General features: G+C 48.4%; 15 protein-coding genes. 2 read left to right on the forward strand and 13 right to left on the reverse strand.

Translation table 11 applies throughout. From position 1 onward, the window contains the following. Positions 1–162: 162 nt before the first annotated feature. Positions 163–1,521, forward strand: coding sequence for a DUF1501 domain-containing protein (locus V144x_RS00125; RefSeq protein ID WP_144979565.1), 1,359 nt, complete (start codon positions 163–165; stop codon positions 1,519–1,521). A gap of 8 nt (positions 1,522–1,529) precedes the next feature. On the opposite strand, the gene V144x_RS00130 is transcribed toward V144x_RS00125, so the two are convergent. The 4 genes from V144x_RS00130 to V144x_RS00145 all read right to left on the reverse strand — a co-directional run bounded on the left by V144x_RS00130 (position 1,530) and on the right by V144x_RS00145 (position 5,842). After that, complete coding sequence (locus V144x_RS00130) at positions 1,530–1,760, reverse strand: hypothetical protein (RefSeq protein ID WP_144979568.1); 231 nt, start codon at positions 1,758–1,760, stop codon at positions 1,530–1,532. Next, complete coding sequence (locus V144x_RS00135) at positions 1,757–3,355, reverse strand: SLC5 family protein (protein ID WP_144979571.1); 1,599 nt, start codon at positions 3,353–3,355, stop codon at positions 1,757–1,759. Before V144x_RS00135 ends, V144x_RS00130 begins: the two co-directional genes overlap by 4 nt. Before the next feature lie 193 nt (positions 3,356–3,548). Then, positions 3,549–4,331 carry an SGNH/GDSL hydrolase family protein gene (locus tag V144x_RS00140; protein WP_144979574.1) on the reverse strand — a complete coding sequence of 261 codons (783 nt, stop codon included), beginning with the start codon at positions 4,329–4,331 and terminating at the stop codon, positions 3,549–3,551. Between the two features lie 50 nt (positions 4,332–4,381). After that, the gene (locus V144x_RS00145) at positions 4,382–5,842 is read right to left on the reverse strand and encodes a sulfatase (protein ID WP_144979577.1); all 1,461 of its coding nucleotides are present in this window, start codon (positions 5,840–5,842) and stop codon (positions 4,382–4,384) included. Between the two features lie 203 nt (positions 5,843–6,045). Here V144x_RS00145 and V144x_RS00150 point away from each other — a divergent pair, with 203 nt between their 5' ends. Continuing rightward, on the forward strand, positions 6,046–7,443 hold the full coding sequence (locus tag V144x_RS00150; RefSeq protein ID WP_232102666.1) for a DUF1501 domain-containing protein: 1,398 nt from the start codon (positions 6,046–6,048) through the stop codon (positions 7,441–7,443). An 8-nt stretch (positions 7,444–7,451) separates the two neighbouring features. Here the strand turns inward: V144x_RS00150 and V144x_RS00155 are convergent, their stop codons facing one another. The 9 genes from V144x_RS00155 to V144x_RS00195 all read right to left on the reverse strand — a co-directional run bounded on the left by V144x_RS00155 (position 7,452) and on the right by V144x_RS00195 (position 21,175). Then, positions 7,452–11,654, reverse strand: coding sequence for a M56 family metallopeptidase (locus V144x_RS00155; protein WP_144979580.1), 4,203 nt, complete (start codon positions 11,652–11,654; stop codon positions 7,452–7,454). Position 11,655: 1 nt separating this feature from the next. Further along, positions 11,656–12,045 (reverse strand): BlaI/MecI/CopY family transcriptional regulator, encoded by a 390-nt coding sequence (locus tag V144x_RS00160; protein ID WP_144979583.1) that lies wholly within the window; start codon positions 12,043–12,045, stop codon positions 11,656–11,658. A 305-nt stretch (positions 12,046–12,350) separates the two neighbouring features. Next, positions 12,351–16,037, reverse strand: coding sequence for an outer membrane protein assembly factor BamB family protein (locus V144x_RS00165; protein ID WP_197998689.1), 3,687 nt, complete (start codon positions 16,035–16,037; stop codon positions 12,351–12,353). 247 nt (positions 16,038–16,284) lie between these two features. Continuing rightward, positions 16,285–17,148 carry a phosphate ABC transporter ATP-binding protein gene (locus V144x_RS00170; protein ID WP_144979589.1) on the reverse strand — a complete coding sequence of 288 codons (864 nt, stop codon included), beginning with the start codon at positions 17,146–17,148 and terminating at the stop codon, positions 16,285–16,287. After that, the gene (gene pstA, locus V144x_RS00175) at positions 17,145–18,023 is read right to left on the reverse strand and encodes a phosphate ABC transporter permease PstA (RefSeq protein WP_144979592.1); all 879 of its coding nucleotides are present in this window, start codon (positions 18,021–18,023) and stop codon (positions 17,145–17,147) included. The genes V144x_RS00170 and pstA overlap by 4 nt, the downstream gene beginning before the upstream one ends. Further along, positions 18,016–18,882 carry a phosphate ABC transporter permease subunit PstC gene (gene pstC / locus V144x_RS00180; protein ID WP_144979595.1) on the reverse strand — a complete coding sequence of 289 codons (867 nt, stop codon included), beginning with the start codon at positions 18,880–18,882 and terminating at the stop codon, positions 18,016–18,018. Before pstC ends, pstA begins: the two co-directional genes overlap by 8 nt. Continuing rightward, positions 18,863–19,714 carry a phosphate ABC transporter substrate-binding protein gene (locus V144x_RS00185; protein WP_144979598.1) on the reverse strand — a complete coding sequence of 284 codons (852 nt, stop codon included), beginning with the start codon at positions 19,712–19,714 and terminating at the stop codon, positions 18,863–18,865. Before V144x_RS00185 ends, pstC begins: the two co-directional genes overlap by 20 nt. A gap of 57 nt (positions 19,715–19,771) precedes the next feature. Beyond that, positions 19,772–20,077: an ArsR/SmtB family transcription factor gene (locus V144x_RS00190; RefSeq protein ID WP_144979601.1), complete on the reverse strand. Its 306-nt coding sequence runs from the start codon at positions 20,075–20,077 to the stop codon at positions 19,772–19,774. Between the two features lie 180 nt (positions 20,078–20,257). Further along, positions 20,258–21,175, reverse strand: coding sequence for an NHL repeat-containing protein (locus V144x_RS00195; protein ID WP_232102667.1), 918 nt, complete (start codon positions 21,173–21,175; stop codon positions 20,258–20,260). Positions 21,176–21,328: the final 153 nt, after the last annotated feature.

Here is a 21,328-nt window from a genome sequence, read left to right on the forward strand (position 1 = left end):
GATGGTATCTTAACGAATAGTTTTCATGAACTGAAATAAAAAAGGAGAGCGACATGATCATAGTAGGCTTTGATCATGGATTCTTACCAGAAAACTCTCGCAATTGTTTCAAAAATCCATCTAAAATAGGAATAGAGGCACATTTCTTTAGGGACGCCCGTCATGAGTCGAATAAATAAAAATCGAAATCTATCCCGGCGTGATTTCATGCAGCTTTCTGCATTAGGAGTTCTCGGTTCGGGGATGTCCGGCTGGTTACAACGCCTGGCGGCGGAAACAGCCGATGATCCGCAGAGAAAGCGTGCCTGCATCCTGCTTTGGATGTCGGGGGGGCCCAGTCAGTGCGATACGTTTGACTTAAAGCCCGAGCATGAAAACGGGGGACCGTTCAAACCCATTGATACCGATGTGCCGGGCATTCAAATTTCGGAGCACCTGCCCAAATTGGCGAGCGTGATGAAACACCTGGTTCCTATTCGCTCGATGAGTACCAAAGAGGGGGACCATACCCGTGCGACTTATTTACTGCGCACCGGTTATTTGCCTTCCGGTCCTCTCAGCTATCCCACGATGGGATCACTGTTGAGTAAAGAGTTGGGCGCTTCCCATTCGGAGCTACCCAATTTTGTCAGCATTGCCCCGAACAGCACATTGAGTCCGAATGCCTATGGTCCCGGCTTTCTCGGACCACAATATGCGCCTCTGGTCGTGGGGGAAGGGACCGGCCTGATCCAAACAGATGACCAAAATGTAGACACCGCTTTGAAAGTGAAGAATCTGGCCTTGCCGCAGGGAATCACACGCAAGCAGGCTGATAGCCGGTTATCGATCCTGAAAGATCTGGAAAATGATTTTATTGCCACGCATCCGGGCATTCCCACTAACAGTCATCGCAGTGCTTACGAAGCAGCTGTAAGGATGATGCGTTCCAAAGCCATCGAAGCGTTTCAACTTGATCAGGAACCGGATACGCTGCGGGATGCCTACGGCCGGAATCGGTTTGGTCAAGGTTGCCTTTTGGCACGGCGTTTAATTCAGCAGGGAGTTCCTTTTGTTGAAGTTTCATTAAATGGAGTGCAGGGAACGAATGCCTTTGGTTGGGATACCCATCAGCAAAACTTTGAAGCGGTCAAAAGTTTAAGTGAAGTCCTGGACCCTGCCTGGGGAACATTGATGACCGATCTCGAACAAAGGGGACTTTTAGATTCAACGTTGATTGTCTGGATGGGTGAATTCGGGCGTACCCCGAAAATCAATCAGAACACAGGCCGCGATCATTTTCCAGCCGCCTGGACGACCGTTTTAGGAGGGGGCGGTATTCGCGGCGGACAAGTCATCGGAAAAACAAGCGAAGACGGCATGAAAGTCACCGATCAACCCGTTGCGGTTCCCGATTTGATGGCGACCATATGTAAGGCATTGGGCGTTGATCCGGAAAAACAGAATATGTCCAACATCGGGCGGCCCATTCCTCTCGCCGATCATGGTGCTAAGCCGATTGATCAGATATTGAAAAGCTAAATCAAAAATCAAAAGACGCTGTAAATCACAATTTGAATTGCCAGCGCCAGACAAGCCCAGATTTTCAGATTCTGATACCAGTGGGTCGCATTCTCCGGTGTCGTTGTTTCCCGTGGTAACTGTAAGACCCACAATAAAACAGCAACCAGCGTTCCGATAAAGAGCACTCTTACGCACCATAGCGGAACCTGAAGTACAAGGTCGCGAATGAAATTACCAATGTGATGTAAGGGCGTCATGCTTGCCTCTTTTGTGATTTGGTTCCGAAGACCAGGCCTTCAATTTTTTCTACCGGCTCTGGCTTCGTTAAGAAACTGATAATGACAATCAGAGAGAACGCGACCACAAAAGCCCAGATCGAGAAATAGAGGAATGGTTCTGAAATCTGGAACAGAGGGTCGATCCCCAGAGAGGTATAGACGACCTCATGGTTCAGTGTGAATAAGGTAATCGAAAAACAAACGCCGACTACGAAGCCGACAAAGGCGGCAATTCCCGTCGCCCGTTTCCATAAGAGTCCTGTGAGTAGAATGGCAAAGGCGGGTCCCTGGAAGAACGCCATCAAAGTCTGGAAAATCGTGTAGATCCCTTCACTCCGCGTCATCAGAAAGAAGGAAAAACCAATGGCCCAGAGCACGAGAATGAAAGTAACGATTCGCCCAATTTTCAGTAAGGATTCATCACTGGCATCTCTGCGAAAAAAACGTTTGTAAAAGTCGTTGGTTACAATTGTTGATGCCGAATTCAGATAGGAATCGATGCTGGACATTAAGGCTGCCAGAAACGCTGCCAGAAATAACCCCTTCAAACCGATGGGGAGCAAATGTGAAATGAGTTCAGGAAACGCCTGATCTCCGTCGGTCAGCTCAGGAAATTTCACAAACGCAATGAGTCCCGGCACAGCTACGACGACCGGTATCAAATTCTTTAATAACGCGCCCCATACATAAGCGGCTTTGGCATCAAATTCCGTTTTTGCGCCCAATGATCTCTGCACAATGGCCTGATTACCAATCCAATAAGCGGGGCTCAAAATCAAAGCCAGTCCGAAGAAGATTCCCGTCCAGGGGAAGGGCGTATCCGCGTCGGCAGGTAAAATCAAAGAAGTATGTAGCTCATCTTGTGCGGCATCAAGTGTTTGCTCTTCAGCAGCGACTTCTGCTTGTTTCGCTCTTTGGACTTGTTCCTGCTTTTTAATTTCCGCATGGAACTGTTCAACCCCTCCGATGTCAATGATGCCTAAGACCAGCACCAGTAAACAACCACCAATCATGATGACGCATTGAATCATGTCGGTATAGACGACGGCTGCCAGGCCACCTGAAATCGTATAAACGCCCACCAGCAATGCAGTCAGATAAATGCAATAGTTCTTGTCGATTTCCAGGAGAGGATGCATCATTTCTGCAGAAGCGAGTAACATGATGCCCAGGTTGCAGGCCATAAACAAAAGCCAGCAGATTGCCAACGCAGAGCGAACGGCGACATTAAATCGGCGTTCCATATATTCGGGAATCGTATAAACACCACTCCGCCAGAAGAAGGGAATGAAAATAAACGCCCCGATGATCATAGCCGGTACACAGCCGATCCACTCGAAATTACCGACAGCCAGCCCATGCGAAAAAGCAGCACCTCCGGTCCCCACAATATCAACGGCACCGATGTCGGTTGCCACCAATGACATGCCGATTGCCCACCAGGGAAGTCGCCGTCCAGCCAGAAAGTAATCGGCACCGGTCTTGATTTTAGAACCGATATAAAGCCCCAGGGCCAACGTCCCGACCAGATAAGCTACAATGACGGCATAATCGAGGGATGCCAAAGTCTGCATAGTTGATTCACCCTTGAATGCATCTGAGATCACGAAAGACCGAGAGATCTCTGACAGAAAATAACCAGAATGTCAGAGAGAATTTTCCCTACGATACAATCAATGAATCAATAAATCGACTCTTCCCGTCTCGAAATCAAGCCAGACACACGTTTCAGCGATGAGAATGCTACGCATATTCAGATATGGACAATCATTTTTTCTTTTCGATCAGAATCATTTTTATTCGCGGGATCAGCAGGTCAGCCACCATTTTCTGACCTGCCGTATTGGGATGCACACCATCCAAAAGGAGATCGTGGGCGGAATGTCCTTCCGCTTTTGCATAGTTTTCAAAGGCAGCATAGACATCGATCAGTGGCACCTTTTCTTCTTTTGCAATGGTTCTGACGATCGCCGCATACGATTTGAGAAACACGTTGAATCCATGAGGATCGTTGGGATCATAGGGCGGCTTGCCATAGAGTGTTTTCATTTTTTCGTTCCAGCGCATCGAATTGGGTGTCATCAGAATCACTTCGATACTTTTATTCCGAAGTTGTTTGATGAGAGATCGCAGGTTGGCTTCGTACTTTGCTTTTGAGACACGCGACTGCGTTGCCGGTGGTGTTCGCCAGACATCAACAGAGGAATCATTGATACCATACTGAATGATCACCAAGTCGGGTTGGTGCTGCAATACATCTTTTTCGAAACGGGCCATCGCCTGTGAAGTCGTGTTTCCCCCAATTCCGGAATTGATCACTTTGACGGGAAACCCTGACTGAGGAAGTTCCCTGGCAAGTATCTTCGAATACACAACCAGTGGTCCCCGGGGCGCGGTTGTAGAATCACCGAAGGTCACAATAGTAGTCGTGTTCGATTTGGTTTGCTTCGCTGACGGCTTTTGATCCGCACTGAGACTCAATTGAGAAAAGAAAGCACAGGTCAGAATACAGACGAATTTACAGAGCAGGCAAGACGTGCGGTCTTTCATCTGGAATCGCTTTCTCTGATGAAGTTCTTGTCAACTGATTTAAGAGACCGTTAAAGTTCAGGGATGGGATCTCCGTCCTTGATATCGACTTCTTCCCAGTTTGCTTTCCCGTTTTCATAACGCAGGATGCGATGCTTACTGCCGGGGGCAGGTTTTTCATTGATGGTAGGTAACCAGGCACGGTGTTCTTTGATTAACGCAGCGAACTTGGGATCGTTACTGAGATTCTTCCATTCATTGGGGTCCTGTTTCATGTCATAGAATTCTTCCGTACCATCAGCATAACGGATGTAGCGATAGTTCTCGGAACGCACCGCCGTATTGTTACGATTGTGTGAGGTAATGGCGGGCCACTTGCGGGGTGTGTTCGCGTCTTTTAATTGAGGGACCAATGAGTGGCCTTCCAACCCTGCTTTGGGAGGTAACTTACATAGCTGCAACAATGTGGGATAGATGTCCAACAGTTCGACTGGCTTGCTGCAAACAGCGCCTTCCGTAATGCCTGGTCCGGCAAAAATTAAGGGTACGCGAGTGGAACGATCCCACAGTGTGTTCTTGCCGGTGATCAGCTTCTCGCCGAGATGCCAACCATGATCGGACCAAATGACGATGATTGTGTTTTCAGCGAGATTGTTTTTCTCCAGTGCGTCCACCACACGGCCAACCTGGCTATCGACAAAACTGGTCGATGCGAGATAGGAACGAACCAGATTTTTCCACTGATTGGCTTCCTGCAGAAACTTGAATCGAGGTTCGGGGAGTTTCCAATGCAGGTACCAGGAAAAGCGAGGTGTGTCATCGCGGTCGTTTTCCAGGAGTGGTGGCAATTGCAAGGTCTCTTCAGGGTAGAGATCAAACCATTTTTGAGTCGCGTAGCAGGGAACGTGAGGCAGGAAAAAACCAGCCGAAAGAAAGAACGGTTCTTGAGGTTTTTTGTTTAACTGATCGACGGCCCAGGTTGCGACTTTCCAGTCTCCTTTGTCTTCATCTTTATGAGGAAAGGTACCCCAATCGACAAGCGGATGTGGGTTCGGCGTCTTGACCAGTTTTTTCGGAGGTTTGACACCAACTCCCGCGGGTGGACCCAGCACATTAAATTCCTGGTCTTTTTTCTTCCGTCCATAACCGCCATGATAAATCTTTCCTGTGCTATATGTTTTATAGCCATGCTGCTGAAGGTATTGAGGGAGCGTGACATGGTCTTTGAATTTATCAATCGTGCGGAACCAGGGGGCCAGTCCATACACTCCGGTTGTAGAAGGACGTAGCCCTGTCATCAGGCTGGTGCGCGAGGGATTACAAAGCGGTGATTGACAGTGTGCGTTATTAAACAAGGTACCTCTCGCCGCCACCCGATCAATATGCGGGGTTTTGATTTGAGGATGTCCCTTCAGACAACCAATCCAGTCGTTCTGGTCATCAATGGCAATAAACAGAATATTCGGCTTCTGTGCCGCCCAGAGCGGCGAACAAACAGACCAGATTACAACCATCGTCAGTAGCCATCGCATCAGAAGTACCTTTCAATGAACCTTCGAATATTCAACGCAATTTACTCATTTTCATCATACTGTGTCCCGTAGGAGAATGAAATCACCAGATTTATTTTCCATTCGGAGATCGTTTCAACGGGAAATTTTATCTGGATAACATAAACAAATATTGATATATTGGACGATAATCAAAGCAGACAATATCCTCAGGCTCAGGTAAAATGATGCTTTCGTTCACCGACCACCACAAGATTCATGGTCGACGCGAGTTCCTCCGGGTGGGAGGCTTAGCGTTGGGGGGGCTGACGCTGCCGGAGATCCTGTCGGCAAAAGCGCATGCTGCCGGTTCGGGGACGTTGCTGAAAAATAAATCGGTCATCTTCCTGTTTATGCATGGCGGACCCAGCCAGATCGAGACGTTTGATCCGAAGATGGATGCCCCCGCAAATATCCGCAGTGCCACTGGTGAAGTGACAACCAAAATTCCTGGTGTGACCTTTGGCGGGACTTTTCAGAAGCTGTCTCAACTGGCGGATCGAATGTCAATCGTGCGTTCTTATCGCACGGGCGACAGTCGCCATGACATCAAGCCGATTGTGCATAAAGACACGCTCGATGCAAATCTTGGTTCACTCTACTCGCGAGTGGTTGGTGCGAATCATCCCAAGAATGGAATGCCGACCAACGCAGTACTCTTCCCGCGGGCCATTGATGAGAAGATGATGCCCGCCATCACGAAGTTCGGTAAATTTGATTCACATGGTTCGATGGGCAGCGCTTATACGCCATTCGTTCCCGGTGCAGGTGGTGACCTGCAATCGAACATGAGTCTTTCCATTCCTCAAAATCGGCTCGATGATCGTAAATTGTTATTGTCAAACCTGGATCGTGCTCGCTGGGCAGCAGACAAAAGTGAATCCTTTACCGCGTCTTCGCATCTACAGCAACAGGCCTTCGATGTGATTATGGGAGGTGTTTCCAAAGCCTTCGATTTATCTAAGGAAGATCCCAAAGTCGTCGCACGTTATGATACCGCACCACTGGTCAAGCCAGATCAAATTGACAAACGCTGGAAGAATTATGAACGCTATGTCGTTAATGCGCAATCACTGGGAAAACTGCTATTAATGGCACGTCGCCTTTGCGAAGCCGGTTGTGGTTTTGTAACGATCACGACGAATTTTGTGTGGGACATGCATGGAGACAAAAATAATGCTGGTGTTGCAGAAGGTATGGACTACATGGGAGTTCCCTTCGATCATGCCGTTTCTGCTTTCATGGAAGATGTACATGACCGCGGGCTCAGTGATGACATTCTGTTGGTCTGTTCTGGAGAAATGGGGCGCACTCCGAAGTTGAATAAAAATGGCGGCCGCGATCACTGGGGAAATTTATCACCTTTGATGCTGTCAGGCGGTGGTTTAAATATGGGGCAGGTCATCGGACAGTCCACACGTCATGCCAGCGAACCACAGACCGAACCGATCGAACGTAAAGATCTCGTCACGAGTATCATGCATACTCTGTTCGATCTGGGTGAACTTCGCATTACCCGTGGCGTACCAAGCGAAATTATCCAGGTTGCCTCTGCTGGTAAGGTTATTCCAGGACTTTTTTAGTAGCCGTGCTATTTTTTGAGTGCGGCACTCAACTTTTCTTTCATGCCCAGCCATTTTGTATCCGAAGCGACAAGCAGACCATCAGGGCCGATGAGGAAATACGTGGGAACCGAGCTGATCGCCAGTTGGCGTGCCATGTCAGATTCGTCACCAAGGTAGTTTTGCGACCAGTTCCAACCACCTTGCTCTACGAGGGTCTTTGCTTTAGAAGGATCTTTATCGATATTCAATCCTACGAGTGTAATCGGCTTATCTGAGAGACTGTTTATGGTGGCCTGAATATCTGGCATCGTTTGGAGACAGGGTACGCACCAACTAGCCCAGACATGCATCAAGACGTAGCGTCCTTCCATATCTTTGATAATATGTTCTCGACCGGTTGTGTCTGAGAATTTGTAAATCTGCATGTTCGCACCTACGCGTGGACCGACCCGACACGCCACTTCAATATTGCCAAGATCTTTCATTCCCGAAGCAATATCGGATGAAGTAACGTTGATCGTGACAACTTTTTCACCAACCGTTTCAACAAGGCACCCCGCGGGCTGTTCGTATAATCGCAACACAAGGTCATAAACTCCCGGGGGTACTCCATTGATTTGGAGCCGACCATTGGGTGCTAACTTTACAAAGTAATAAGGCCGAGTTCTCAACCAATCGTAACGGTTTGGATCCAGGAACCAGGATGCCTGGACGGGTCCAGTCGGGTTAAAGCTCAGATTTAGAAAATCTTTTGGTAATTTGAGACCACCATCGCGTCGAATCAGATAATTAAGTGACCAGTTCTTATTCAGAACTGCTTCGCCACGGCCTGTTGCTACAACTTTGCCAGTGACGGTAGTTCCCTTTCCACCTAGAGTGAGCGTTTTATTTTCGCCCGGTTGTAGGTCCAGAGGAATTGCCTGACTGGATGTTAATAGTGAATCTCTCCAGGGACCGAGATATGCTTGTATGCTTCCCGCGATTGGGGGCAGACGTTTGAATTCAAATCGGCCATCTGCATCTGTACGAGCACTATAGGAATCCTGGAATCGGGGTTCCCCCAGCTTTCCATCCCGCACTGGACGAAAATAGATCCATTGTTCGGGGACAGGCTTCCCATCTTGCAATAACCTGCCCGAAACTTTGGCCCAGGGTTGCAACTGAATCGTGCCGATTTTCTCATCTGGTTTTCGAAGCACTTCAGCGAAACCAATGTCGTGAATGACGCGAACGCGGATTGGTTCGAATGTAGCCGCCAGTTGAAATCGCCCCTCGTTGGATGTCTTGATTTGTTGTCCACTCCATTCGAGCTTGTTGTTGTTTATATGCGGCACGATGCTAGGTGTGCCCTGGACCACGATCGCAGAAGGTACAGGATTTCCATTCTTGTCTACAACATAACCTTTGCGTGCTTTAGCTGGTTCCAGAGAAAAGTTTTGCGTAACGCGACTATCTCCCAGAGCGAACGAGTTTTCACTCATCGCCGAACGATAACCGTCGGCATCAATTCGAATTTGGTGACGACGATCATACATACCATCATTCAGCTTGATTTCATAAAGGCCATTATCACCTGGAACCGAGCGATCAAACGAGGTAGATAAAAATTGGGGACGGAAGACGATCACAGGAACAGCACGAAATTCTTTGATTGGTTTTCCAGTTTCAGCATCTGTGACTTTACCGGAAGCGATCAGGAGCGGAGCGAGTTTGATAACATGTTCTGCTTCCGTGGCAGCTAATGTCACAGTTTTTGAAGCATTTTTCTTTGCATAAATCTCATAAGTTACAGCATCGTCGGGAGCCCAGTCCCACTCATACACACCCTTCTCATCAGAATGAACGGGTATCCGAGAATTGAGAACATTGGGGTGTCGGTGATTATAAAGCGATTCGACACCGCGCCACTTCCCCAGGCTGATCCTGGCCTTGGGAACGGGTTTTCCGTTGGAGTCCACGATCTTCAGTGTAAGACGTTTTCCAGGTTTCATTTCGAAAGAAAGTGGTTCCATCGATTTGGTGGCATTGACGATTTGGCGTACCGGCATAAATCCCGGAGCGACGACTGTGATGGGATGTTTTCCTGGTGGGAGCGGAATGGTTTCGAAATGTCCTTTGTTATCAATCTCAACTTCATGAACTGTGGAGCCATAGTAGGGTTCGTCGTGCCAGATAATCAATCCCTTTGTCACCGGATCACCGGCAGTGTCGATGACAGCACCACGAATCGAAACGCCAGGAGACAGCACTATTTTGGCACTTCCGTCTCGCAGCATTGCCGATGTCAATTTTTGCTGGTCCTGCAATTCTCCCCATTCTGAATCACTAATGTAATCTTGATGTGTAAATTTGAGGCGGAACTCATGGTCTTCACCGGCAGGTTTAACTGGAGCATTTCTGATGTTCCATTTTCCCATTTTATCTGTGATCGCCGTTGTCTCTTTGTAATCGTTATCAGTCAAATATGTACTAATGATGGGTTTTGGGTTTACCGTCCACTTTGGTTCGGGTGATGTTACTTTGACATCGACGAGCACATCAGGAATTGGCTGATTATTTTCGTCGACAACGGTGCCACTTAATTCGGTTCCTCGAGCCAGTTGAAATTCAAAATGGCTGGGAATCCGCTTGCCTTGATCATGAGTGCCTTGAGCGAAATTAACAAATTCAGGTACATGACCAAACTGACCAGCCCACAGTCGAAGGATGTGTAGCCGACGTGGAATATTGAGATTCACAACACCGTCTGAATTCGTAACATGGTCTGAGTTGGGTGAACGTGCCCCCTTAAAATCATCGAGATACCAGAGAGACCTATGTAACTTGGCGCCTTTAAGTGGTTTGCCATTTTCGTCACGAATCGAAATGGTCATTGTGCGGGTTTCTTTATCAGTGCTTTCTTGTGGAACGACTTTCTCAGAAACCGATTTTGACTCGTCTGGTTCGATTTTTGCTACTTCTGCCACTTCGATTGACGTTTCGTTGTCCACGACGAGGGAATTCTTTGATGGCTCATCCTGAGATCGCAGACGCATTGATCCAATGATCGCGACAATGACCATTGCCGCTACCAAAAGTCTGCGCGCTGCGTTTGGTGAAAGTGAAATATGACTGCGCGCAAGATCAAGGAGTGCTAAAATGCGATGTTCTACGTGGGCACGGTGTGACATCCCAATAGCTGTAGTGCAGTTTTGATGCTGATAAGATCTTGCGACATCTAACAAAACATCGGCATAGTCCGTCGGTCGCTGTCCACTGGCAACCACAAGGTCATCGCAGGCCAGCTCCTGGAGTTTACGCATTTGAAGCAGGCCAATCCAGCAAATGGGGTTAAACCAGAATAATGCACAGACGAAGCCCGCGATGGATTGAGTCAGTATGTCATGTCTTTTCGCGTGTGCTAATTCATGTAACAAAACGAGTTGGCAACGCGCCGAGTTCCAAAGAACGGCATCTTTTGGCAGTAAAACAATCGTGCGAAAGATGCCGGTCACCATTGGTGATTGTGTACCGTCGAGTCTTCGTAGTTCAATACTTCTGTGGAATCCGAGAGATTGCGCAGCATCCGCCGCGGCGCGTGTCCACTCTAGCTTGTCAACCAGAGTGCTACGACGCAGGGTACGCGCCAGTAACCATTGAAGCCAGACAGTTCTCAACAGACAGAAAAAAATACCGCCAACCCAAACGAGGATCATGACTAGATTCCAGGAAATTTCAAACGTACCAGGTTCTTTTACCGGTATGGAATGATTTACGTGTTGCAATTCGGTTGAAATTACTGCTTTCTGTGGACGAACCGGTTCCCACTCCGATGGAGTTGGTGCAGCATGAGAAAATTGAAAATTGTGCGGCTTCATCGGTTCATCAGAAAGCACAGTGGTGTCTCCACTGGCTGGATTTACGTTACGATTGAAATTCGCGGTGTTGCTGGTCGCGGTTCCATCATAATTCAACTGAGCAACCCAGGAACGCGGCAGAATGGCTAATGACCATGATGGTGAAAAAACAGTGATGATGGGAATCACAAGGCATCCGCAAAATGCCAACGTCCATAGTCGATGGAGTACCGCTGCGGATCGTGTTTTCATCAGGCAAGCAAATACCAAAGTCGCCATGAGTAACACAAAACACTTGATAGTCGTATCAATCAGCAAGAACGAAATCACGTTGTCGGTGAGACCGAAAATAGAAAAACCATTACTGCTCATTAGAAATAGACCGTGATTCATATTATCTGCCTTCTTTACGGGCGCGTTTGATGGCCTGCTCTAATCGATCCAGGTCTTCCTCAGTCAGAGTTTTTGCTGAATCGTCAATGAGTGCCGCTAAGGCATTGCCAGGCGACTTCGGAAAGAATGTTTCCATTACACTCCGTAGTGCAGAACGGCTGGCTGTGCGCTTGGACTTTACAGGAGAATAGATATGCTTCACACCACTGCGATCACGGCGTACGAAGCCTTTACGTTCAAGTTGCCCGATCATGGTTCTGACGGCTGAATAACTTGGAGGGTCTGTCAGTTTTTCGCGTACTTCAGCCACAGATGCCTTTTCGAGTTGATATAAAACATCCATGATTTGTTGTTCGCGCGCTGCCAATTCGCGTTTTCTCTTCTTTTCCATAAGCTCGAATTACCTCAGAATTTTAGTGCCAATTCATTAACATGTGTTATTTTATTGACACTAATTTCGTTTGTCAAGAAAAAATTAGCATGAAGTGCATGTTAGAGATCATTACATGGCTAAGCAGTACCTCAGACTTAGAATAAGACCTAATTAGCAGGGGATTAAATTGTCATACCAGTTGCTAATTCAACAGGCAGACACAAAAATCGAAATATGATCTGCTAATTTATTCAAATGAAATGAGACGCATTTGGAAATGGAAACATCATGGCGGAAATGATAGATATTTTGCACGCAGCCTGCTATTCCTCAACCACAATTTCTACACCTGATAACAGAGTTCTTCCCTTGATCGCTTTCAGTTCGATATCCAGGCTGTTAGAGGCCAGAACGCCTTTGAATTCACGAACAATGGCGCGGTTAGCACCATTGGCTTCTTTGACGATATCCAATTCTCGCAGTACTGGTTTGCCTTGCAAGCTAACATCGAATACACGTTCACCCGGTTGTTTCTCATCTGGTTCCAGGAAGTAGAGGCGGACAGAATAGGCTTTTTCTTTTGTTGGTGTTGAAGAGAGCGTGGTTTTCAGAGAAGAGGCCCCTTCAGCTCCCGAAGCGGCGACCCACTTCAGGTCGCCTTCTTCCACGAATGCTGAATGCTTGTGGAAGTAGCTTGGGCTCTTGCCACTCAATTTTATTGAGACCACCGGCGATGAGCCTCCCACGTTGGGATGGTCGAGCCAGAGTGTGCCGTTCTCTGCTTGTCTGTCACCAGGGGCCCCCAGGTTAACCCCCAGTTTTTGCACTTGATCTTTCTTTGCGTTAAGAGCCAGTGCGCTGTAACTCCAGACTTCGGATTCCGGCACGTGTGTCAGTGCCATCGATGTGAAGAGTGAATAACCACAACTGCAACCATGGGCCATGTTGGGTGAGTTGAGTACACCGTTCGCGGGAATCAGACTGTTTCGGCACCCACTGCGGAAACCTTCCAGCCGGGAAGTATTGGTACTGTCAATGTCACAGAATCCCGCGGAGGCCGCACGGAAGGTCATCAAGTGTGGACTGGCAATGGCATAGTTACAGTGATGTCCATCCTTTGTAAATTCCCAGGGAATCGGTTTTCCCGTGATGGGATTGGTGCGGAGAATCGGTTCACCAGTTTCCAGATCGTATGACATACCTGGACCTCTCTGATCCAGAATACGATCGTTCCAAACGATGATCTTGTCCCACAATGTTTCAGGGTGTCCGCGAAAGCCTCGGCCTTTGGCGTACTTTTTCCAAAGTTCTGAGCCATCTTTGCCTCGGAATGCAGAAATACTGTCACGATTTGTAATGAGCAGCACATCTTTCTTGTCGCTATATGATAACCAGGTACCCACAACGTCGGTCTGGTGTTTCCATAATTCTTTCCCCGTTTTTACGTCAATGGCTTTGATGTATCGCTCTGACAGTGCTTCGGGAATTTCGCCTCGTCGCTTCCAGTCGGTATAGAGGTCTTTCAGGGCGCCATCAAAGACATAGATGCGGTCGCCACTCAATGAGACCACAGGAAAACTTAGATCGGCCTTGTGTGTCCAGACGACCTTACCGGTGTGGCGATTCATCGCTACTAATTCCAGTGGTAGCTTACCGTATTTCTCGCCAATTTTTTTGGAAATTCGAAAGGCGGAAGTCAACATGAGATCTTTATGGATACGAATCCGTCCCCATTTGTCTTCCGGGTTGGGTAGTTTCATCACAGTTAAAGTTTTACCGGTTGCCGGATCGATTCGCCGACACGTATTCTGGCTTGTCACCAGATAGAGACCGTCTTTGATGGCAATAAAATGATGGCCGACCACTTTTTTATTGTAACCTTGTCCACGACGTCCGGGGTTATCTTCGGATGTTTCTTCCAACGGAATTTGCCAGAGAATGCGACCGGTATAGACATCAACGGCCGTTAATTTTCCGGGACCCTGTAGAAACATGCGGCCTTCGATCACCGCCATACTGGGCCCCCAGTCATGACGATTGTAAAACAAATCTCCATGCCCGGCAGGTCCACCGAACCAAAGCACTCCCAGCGGCGCTTTGACCAGCTCATCGCGCGACATCAGCGTGTTAGATGCATCGCCGTACTCGTGTGTCCAATTAGCGGCTCCGGGCAATGCGCCGATACGCGACAGGAGCGCGAACCCATTAGCTCGTTTCAGGTCCGCTTGTGGTAGTTGTTTGTTGGTAACCATTGTCGAAAGTTGAGTGTAGGCGTTGTCAGCCAACTCAAGACACGCTTTACCACCATAGGGGCGTAGCGATTTAAAGATCGTTTGCCAAACTTTTGAGTCTGGTGTTTTGCCAAGTATGGATAAATCCTCTGAAAGGATTAATTCAGCCATATAGGCAGGCAGTTCAAACTTTAGAGGATCCCCGTGATGCACAACGACGCGCGATCCATAAACGCCCACGGAATCAAATTTGGTTCGTAATTGTTCGACTTTGGTTTTGTCTGGTTCGACGGCAATGATGGTCAGCTTTGATTGCTGAATCAGTTCCTCTATCAATTGCCCGCTTCCGGTTCCCAGCACGAGGCAATATCCGTTATCGGGTTTCGTCAGTTGCAGTAACTGTTTGGTTTTGTCTGTCCAATCGCTTTGTTTCGTAGCCAACTCATGATTGTCTTTAGGGAAGGATTGTGGTTCAGCCTGCTTGTCACTGAAACAGATCAGGTTTCCCCCTTGAGTGACAACCACCAGTTTACCGTTGGCAGCAATCATCGTTGCGGGTTTGCCTTTCACAGTCTGACTCCAGCTGACCGTAGCCCCTTTGCCATCCTCAGACAGATCAAGGGCAAAAACCTTGTCGGCTTGATGACCGTAGAGTCGATTACCGGCTTTCAAATCGAGCTGCGCTGGGTGTGTTTTGATCCATTCAGCGTATTGTTCTTTGGGGATCTCATGCAGCTTTTGTAGAGGCAGATTCCAAAGTTGATTGAGTACGGTGTTGGTGACATCCTTTCCCCGTCGGTCTTTCGATTTTACAATCTTCGGGTTTTTTAAATCATAAGCGACGATATTTCCACCAGTACCAAAATATACAAAATCGTCAGTCAACACCGGATGACGGGCAGAAACTTTATACTCTTTTTTGGTGTCCATCTGGAATGTGGAACCGCCATGAAAAATGTAGGGGCCAATGGAGGAAACATGATAATTAGTGGCACGGCTGCCATATGAATGTGAGATAAATTGATCGGTCTTAAGATCGAGGCAGGCTGCGATGGAGCGTCCACAGGGGATCAACAGTCGATCTTGATTCTTGACAAGATACCCCTGAGGTGTGAGATCCTTAAGTGTTTTGATTTCCGGTTGAGGTGCTTTGATTGCTTTGCCGGTTTGTGCGTCCAATGTGTAAAGGAAGGTGCCTTCGAAAGGCCAGACACCACAAGTGAAATAAATCTTACCGTCTGACAGTACGGCACCACCGCGGATAGGCCAGACGGAAGAGAGACGTTCGTTTGCCAGAGCTTTTCGATTGTTGGGCGCCGCACGAAACTTCCATTTCAACGTGCCATCATCTGCATTGAGACAATAAAAATGACCATCGTCGGCGGCAAAGTACACATTCTTTCCGGAAACGATGGGGGCGAATCGAACCGGGCCGTTGGCGTAGAACAGCCACTTCTGCTTTCCGGTAGCAAGGTCAAAGGCTCTTACGGAATCATTTCGAGATGATCCGACGAACAATGTCTGACCGACGATGACTGGTTCATAGTGTGCGTCAAATTGAATGCGCGGATCTTCCGGCCAGGCCGGCTTGAGCGGTCCCAGATCCCGTGACCATTGCAGATGCAAGGCATCTGGTAGTTGTTCGGAAGTCACCGCTGTACGCTGCGCGTTTTTCCGCCAGGTGGGCCAGTCTTCGGCTTGTACCGGAGCTGTGGTGACGAGAATACTCAAAAAGCAGAACCATACAGAATGAGTCACACGCAAAACAGTAGCAGACATCCACAAACTCCCTGGAAGAAATAATTCGGTCTGTCGATTTAAAAACAGTTTGAAACACACACGGCGGGAATGCAGTTGAAATTGTGGGATACAAAGCCTGATTAGGTCATTACCCATCAGTGGTCTCTGATCTATTAGACTACCTGACAAAGTACCGTTTTAACAGGGAAGTTTGCCAACTTAATCATAAATTCATGAGCACAGGCAAACCTAATCATCTCGCCGGTTTTGGACATCATCAAACCAACTAACCTGATCTTCCATTTACGTAGGCATCAGTTAAAGCTTCTTGTGGGGTATCAAAAATTTGATTGCTCGGGCCGTGTTCGACTAATTGTCCGGTGCCGTTTTTCATCCAGAAGAAGGCCGCATAATCTGAGATGCGCCGTGCTTGTGCGAGATTATGGGTGACAACAATGATTGTAAAACGACCGCTGAAGCTGGAGATGAGCTTTTCGATGACTTCGGTTGCCATAGGGTCCAATGCGCTACACGGTTCGTCCAGCAACAGAACCTGTGGTTGCAATGCCAGGGCACGCGCAATACACAGACGCTGCTGTTGACCACCGGAAAGTGAAAGGGCTGGTGCATCGAGCCGGTCTTTGACCTCATCCCATAACCCGGTGTCCTGCAGTACCGATTCCACAACTGCGTTACGTTGTCTGCGATTGCGCATGCCTTGCTCGCGCAGTGGCAACTCAATATTTCGTTGGATCGAGAGAGGAAACGGGTTCGGTTTTTGAGAAATCATACCGACTTGCAAGCGAAGTGCCATCACATCAGTAGAAGACGCATACACGTCAAGAGAGCCGATCTTGATACTTCCTTCGACATGACAGTTGGGAACCAAATCCGACAAACGATTCAAACTGCTCAGGAAGCTCGTCTTCCCACAACCGGAGGGTCCGATCAAAGCGGTGATACAACCACGATTGATGATGAGCGAAACATCTTCTAAAACTCGCTGATTACCGTAGCTCAGAGATAGATTGTTAACGTAGATGAATGGCTCCGGGACACAACAGGGGGGGCCAGCCTGGAGAGGACTCACTGTAAACGCACTCCGATCACACGTGTGTTCCTTTTTGTCTCGCTCTCTGGAATCATTCATATGGTGAATATTCTCCTGTGCAACCATCGACTTGCTGTCCAAGATGCAACAACATTAATCACGATCAGCATGATGATGAGAATTAACGCAGAGGCATAAGCGTTGGGATCTCCGCCGGCGACATTCATGGAAAGATCGAAAATGTGAATCGACAGCGAACGGCCTGAGTCCATCAGTGAACTTGGCATGCGATCCACATATCCGCTTGTAAAGATCAATGCCGCCGTTTCAGCGAGTGCTCGCCCGATGCCCAGGACCAGACCCACAATCAATCCCGGCATGGCTGCTGGCAAAAGTAAGTGAATCAGTGTTGTAGTGCGCGAAATTCCAAGCGCTGCCGCTCCCAGACGATATTCATGGGGAACAGATCGCAGTCCTTCTTCAGTCGAGCGAATCAATATCGGTAGCACCATGCAGGCTAAAGTAAGTCCGCCAGAGAGGATTGAAAACCCCATCCCTAAATAGACACAAAAGAATGCGTTGCCAAACAGGCCGAACACAATCGAAGGCACGCCAGCCAGTACGTCAAGACTGCGACGAACCATACGACCGAACAGATTTTCTATCGGCGTGAACTCCGCCAGGAAGACAGCAGTACCGACTCCCAGTGGCAAGGCTGCTGCCATGCAAACAGTAAGAATCAGCAATGTCGAAACAATGATGGGGCCAATTCCACCAGCTCGCCCGGCATTGCGAGGTGGTTCTGTCAAAAACCCCCAGGAGAGTTGGCCAATCCCGTGCCAGAGAATGTCGCCGAGCAGCCACACAAACAGGCTGCTGACGAGACCCGCCATCAACCAGACAACCACGGTTGCGCACTGATTCTGAAGACGTGACTGTGGTCTGAAAAGGGGCTGGTCTGGCGTTTCAATCATAAACATGCCCTTTGCTGATGAATTCAGCTATAGCGACAAGGGCCACGATCATTGCCATCAGTACCAATCCGCTGACGAACAATGCCGAACGATGGTCGTCCATAGCATAAGCCATTTCTAGCGCGATATTTGCTGTCAACGTACGAATCGGATCAAAAATGCTGTTTGGGATTTGAACCACGTTACCACACACCATCAGTACTGCCATCGTCTCACCGATGGCACGTCCCGTTCCTAAAATTACGCTGGTAAAGATTCCCGATTTGGCAGCGGGGAATACAACGCCTCGGATGGTTCCCCAGCGTGAAAGCCCGAGCGCCGCAGCGCCTTGAAGATATTCTTTAGGTACGTTCGACAACGTGGCGTCAGTCAACAGGGCGATTGTTGGCAAGATCATGATACTGAGAATAATAGTTCCCGCCAGTAGACTGGGACCCGGCGGATGGAAGTCGCCAATAATGGGAACAAGCACGACAAGCCCCCAAAGTCCATAGACCACTGAGGGAATACCAGCAAGCAGTTCAACCAACTTACGATAGGGACCGGCAATCGTAGAGGGTGCGTAGAAGTGACAAAACAAAGCCGATCCGATCCCCAGCGGCGTCGCTACCAGAACGGCACCAGTCGTGACGAACAGCGTGCCCCACAGCATGGGAGTCAAGTTGAACTGTCCTTGGGCTGCACCCTCTGCCGGATGCCAGGATTTATCTCCAAAGAACCGGGAGGGGCCCACATCGCGCAATGCCGGTAGGGCTTCGTTAACGAGAAAGACGAGGATCAGCAAAACAATTATGCCCGCCAATGCCGCGCATGCTCGTAATGCCCAGACGAGTAATGTGTCACTTTGTAGTCGGAACAAAATACTGCTCCTTGACAAGGTCGTGAACCTGGTCTGATTGGGCAAAGTCAATGAATTCTTTAATCAGTCCTTCAGGTTCTGTTTTCGTAACGAAGTTGAGTGGACGTGAGATGGGAAATGTGCCCTTGGCAAGGTTGTCTGTCGTTGCTTTCACACCACCAGCTGGCAGCAGCTTAATTGGAACCCCGTTCTGTGAACCGAACTCTGCTGTTCCGATCGATACGTACCCAATCGCGTTGCGGTTGCCGGAGATGGTTTTGATGCCTTGTTCGTTGTCGCCGATGACCACATCTGCTTTGATTTCCGAATTCTTTAATTTGAAATATTTCAGGAACACTTCCAGTGTGGCCCGTCCTTCCGATTTGTTTACGACGGTAATTGGCGCATCCTGACCTCCCACTTCCTTCCAGTTATTAATCTTGTCAGAAAAGATGCCTGCAATCTGTTCATCACTCAGTTCATTAACACTATTATCGCCATGTATAATCACGCAGACACCGTCTTGCGCTATGGTGAACCCGAGTAAATCCTCTTCTTCCGGCTTGAGAGCCCGCGATGCCATACCGATATCAGCCAACCCCCGCCGGGCATCGGCAGTGCCCCGCGATGAACCACCGGTCTGCACATCAATTCGTATGCCTGGATGGAGTGACTCGAATCGTTTGCCGATCTCGACCGCTAAAGGAGCTACAGTACTGGAGCCTGTCAGAACGAGTTGCTCTGACTTCGATGTTGGCCCACTTCCAGCGTTCCCGGACGATGAGCAAGAGTATCCAGCGCATGTCGATATAAGAGACACGAAGAATATGATAAGTATATTTTTCTGTGGCATGTGTCGGACTTTCAAGTAGTCAGTTTCTGAATTCGAATCGTGATGTTTGTTGGGAATTCAAGATTCAAACGAAATCAAGCAGCATCCGAGATTAATCGCATCTTTCATACGAGAACCTTTGAATTCAGGTGCAAGGGAATAAAGCACCGCCTTTCCATCACGATCACCGATCACGAGACCTGCTTCACGCAGCGTTTTCAGGTGGTGCGAGAGCAAACTTTGTTCAAGCCCCAGTGATTCGTTGATCTCGCCAACGTGTTTGGGGCCATCCATCAATTGCCTGACTACTGCCAGTCGGGTTTCATCCGCTAATACTTTGAGCAGGTTCGCACATGAGATCTGCTCATGATCATTTTCCACCATCTTTGAATCCTCTATTGAGCCTTTATTTTGAGTTGAATCAATATTGACATGAATGAATATCCATGTCAATGTCCAGGGCAAATTCAAAAATGTGATTCAGCGAGTACGGAGGCCCTGGATCTCAAATGGTTGAGACATTCAGTGAAATTGAAAGCACAAGACGACAGATTCGTCAATCGATTATGGTGTCAATGCTGAGAGCTTCTTGCGCACCATGGCAGATTGACTGTCATCGAGAATCTGCCAGCAAGCGAGACCATTGCCCACCAGATCGTACTCATCAAATTCCCAGACGATCTTCTTGTTGCCATCGAGCTCAAAAATCTGTGGATTGTCTGGCCCTGCATGGCAGTTACCAATGATCATGTTGCCGTTATCCAGCTCCTGCAAGCATGTGGTCCATTTTAATTGGACATCAGTCTTCGGTACCCGGCCCCTGATTTCCCAAACAACCTTTTTGTCCGGAGACACTTCTACCACACTATTGCCGCTACCCGAGGCGATGAGCGTATTCCCGTTTTTTAAGCGGATCGCACCGTAAACACGCGTCTTAATCAAGTAGTCCCAGACGACCTCACCTTTGCGATTATATTCGGTGACAACGCCAGGTTGTTCTGAGCAAACGAGGTAATTGCCTTGCGGCGTAATGCGAACCAGCCGTGTCGACTGTGTGCCTCCTTTTTTCAGCGGGAATTGATGCATGATCTTTCCGTCCCGATCCACTTCGATAATTCGTCCGACCCCACTCTCTGTAATCATGGTGTTACCGTTGGGTAATCTTGCAAACGCGTGGACATCGACGCGTTTTCCGTTGTTCCCATTCATGGTTGCCGAATCGTAGCTCCAGACGACCTGCTTGTCCAAAGTCATCTCAGTGGTTTTAGTCCAGCTGTCGTGATAAAGGATGTTCCCATTGGGCAGCAGGTGGATGTCATGATGACCTGCATGGCCCTTGGAGGGACCAGCGGTTTTTTGAGACCAGATCACGTTGCCTTGCTGATCGCAGATGGCGATGATATTTTTTCCATAGGATGCACTCACCAGTACCAGCCGTTCGGCGTATGCAGATGCATTGACAAACAGGCACGTGAGGATCATTGCGAAACAGGTAAAGCGCTTCATAGTTTGTTCAAATTTCTAATAGAAGTGAATTCGATTGTGAAAGGACACCGATCTCTGACATTAGTAACATGATATCGTCGGGTTTCGTTGGATGAAACTTAAAAACGTGTGTTAGTTACGGTGATAGAC

Origin of the sequence: Gimesia aquarii, assembly GCF_007748195.1 — a bacterium.
GTDB lineage: Bacteria > Planctomycetota > Planctomycetia > Planctomycetales > Planctomycetaceae > Gimesia > Gimesia aquarii.

What these genes read in the sequence shown, in the direction of transcription:
- V144x_RS00145 (WP_144979577.1), bottom strand. Translation starts at nt 5,842, where the DNA reads ATGCGATGGCTACTGACGATGGTTGTAATCTGGTCTGTTTGTTCGCCG.
- V144x_RS00135 (WP_144979571.1), bottom strand. Translation starts at nt 3,355, where the DNA reads ATGCAGACTTTGGCATCCCTCGATTATGCCGTCATTGTAGCTTATCTG.
- V144x_RS00155 (WP_144979580.1), bottom strand. Translation starts at nt 11,654, where the DNA reads ATGAATCACGGTCTATTTCTAATGAGCAGTAATGGTTTTTCTATTTTC.
- pstA (WP_144979592.1), bottom strand. Translation starts at nt 18,023, where the DNA reads ATGATTGAAACGCCAGACCAGCCCCTTTTCAGACCACAGTCACGTCTT.
- V144x_RS00195 (WP_232102667.1), bottom strand. Translation starts at nt 21,175, where the DNA reads ATGATCCTCACGTGCCTGTTTGTCAATGCATCTGCATACGCCGAACGG.
- V144x_RS00125 (WP_144979565.1), top strand. Translation starts at nt 163, where the DNA reads ATGAGTCGAATAAATAAAAATCGAAATCTATCCCGGCGTGATTTCATG.
- V144x_RS00150 (WP_232102666.1), top strand. Translation starts at nt 6,046, where the DNA reads ATGATGCTTTCGTTCACCGACCACCACAAGATTCATGGTCGACGCGAG.
- V144x_RS00190 (WP_144979601.1), bottom strand. Translation starts at nt 20,077, where the DNA reads ATGGTGGAAAATGATCATGAGCAGATCTCATGTGCGAACCTGCTCAAA.
- V144x_RS00170 (WP_144979589.1), bottom strand. Translation starts at nt 17,148, where the DNA reads ATGAATGATTCCAGAGAGCGAGACAAAAAGGAACACACGTGTGATCGG.
- V144x_RS00140 (WP_144979574.1), bottom strand. Translation starts at nt 4,331, where the DNA reads ATGAAAGACCGCACGTCTTGCCTGCTCTGTAAATTCGTCTGTATTCTG.
- V144x_RS00130 (WP_144979568.1), bottom strand. Translation starts at nt 1,760, where the DNA reads ATGACGCCCTTACATCACATTGGTAATTTCATTCGCGACCTTGTACTT.
- V144x_RS00165 (WP_197998689.1), bottom strand. Translation starts at nt 16,037, where the DNA reads ATGTCTGCTACTGTTTTGCGTGTGACTCATTCTGTATGGTTCTGCTTT.
- V144x_RS00160 (WP_144979583.1), bottom strand. Translation starts at nt 12,045, where the DNA reads ATGGAAAAGAAGAGAAAACGCGAATTGGCAGCGCGCGAACAACAAATC.
- V144x_RS00185 (WP_144979598.1), bottom strand. Translation starts at nt 19,714, where the DNA reads ATGCCACAGAAAAATATACTTATCATATTCTTCGTGTCTCTTATATCG.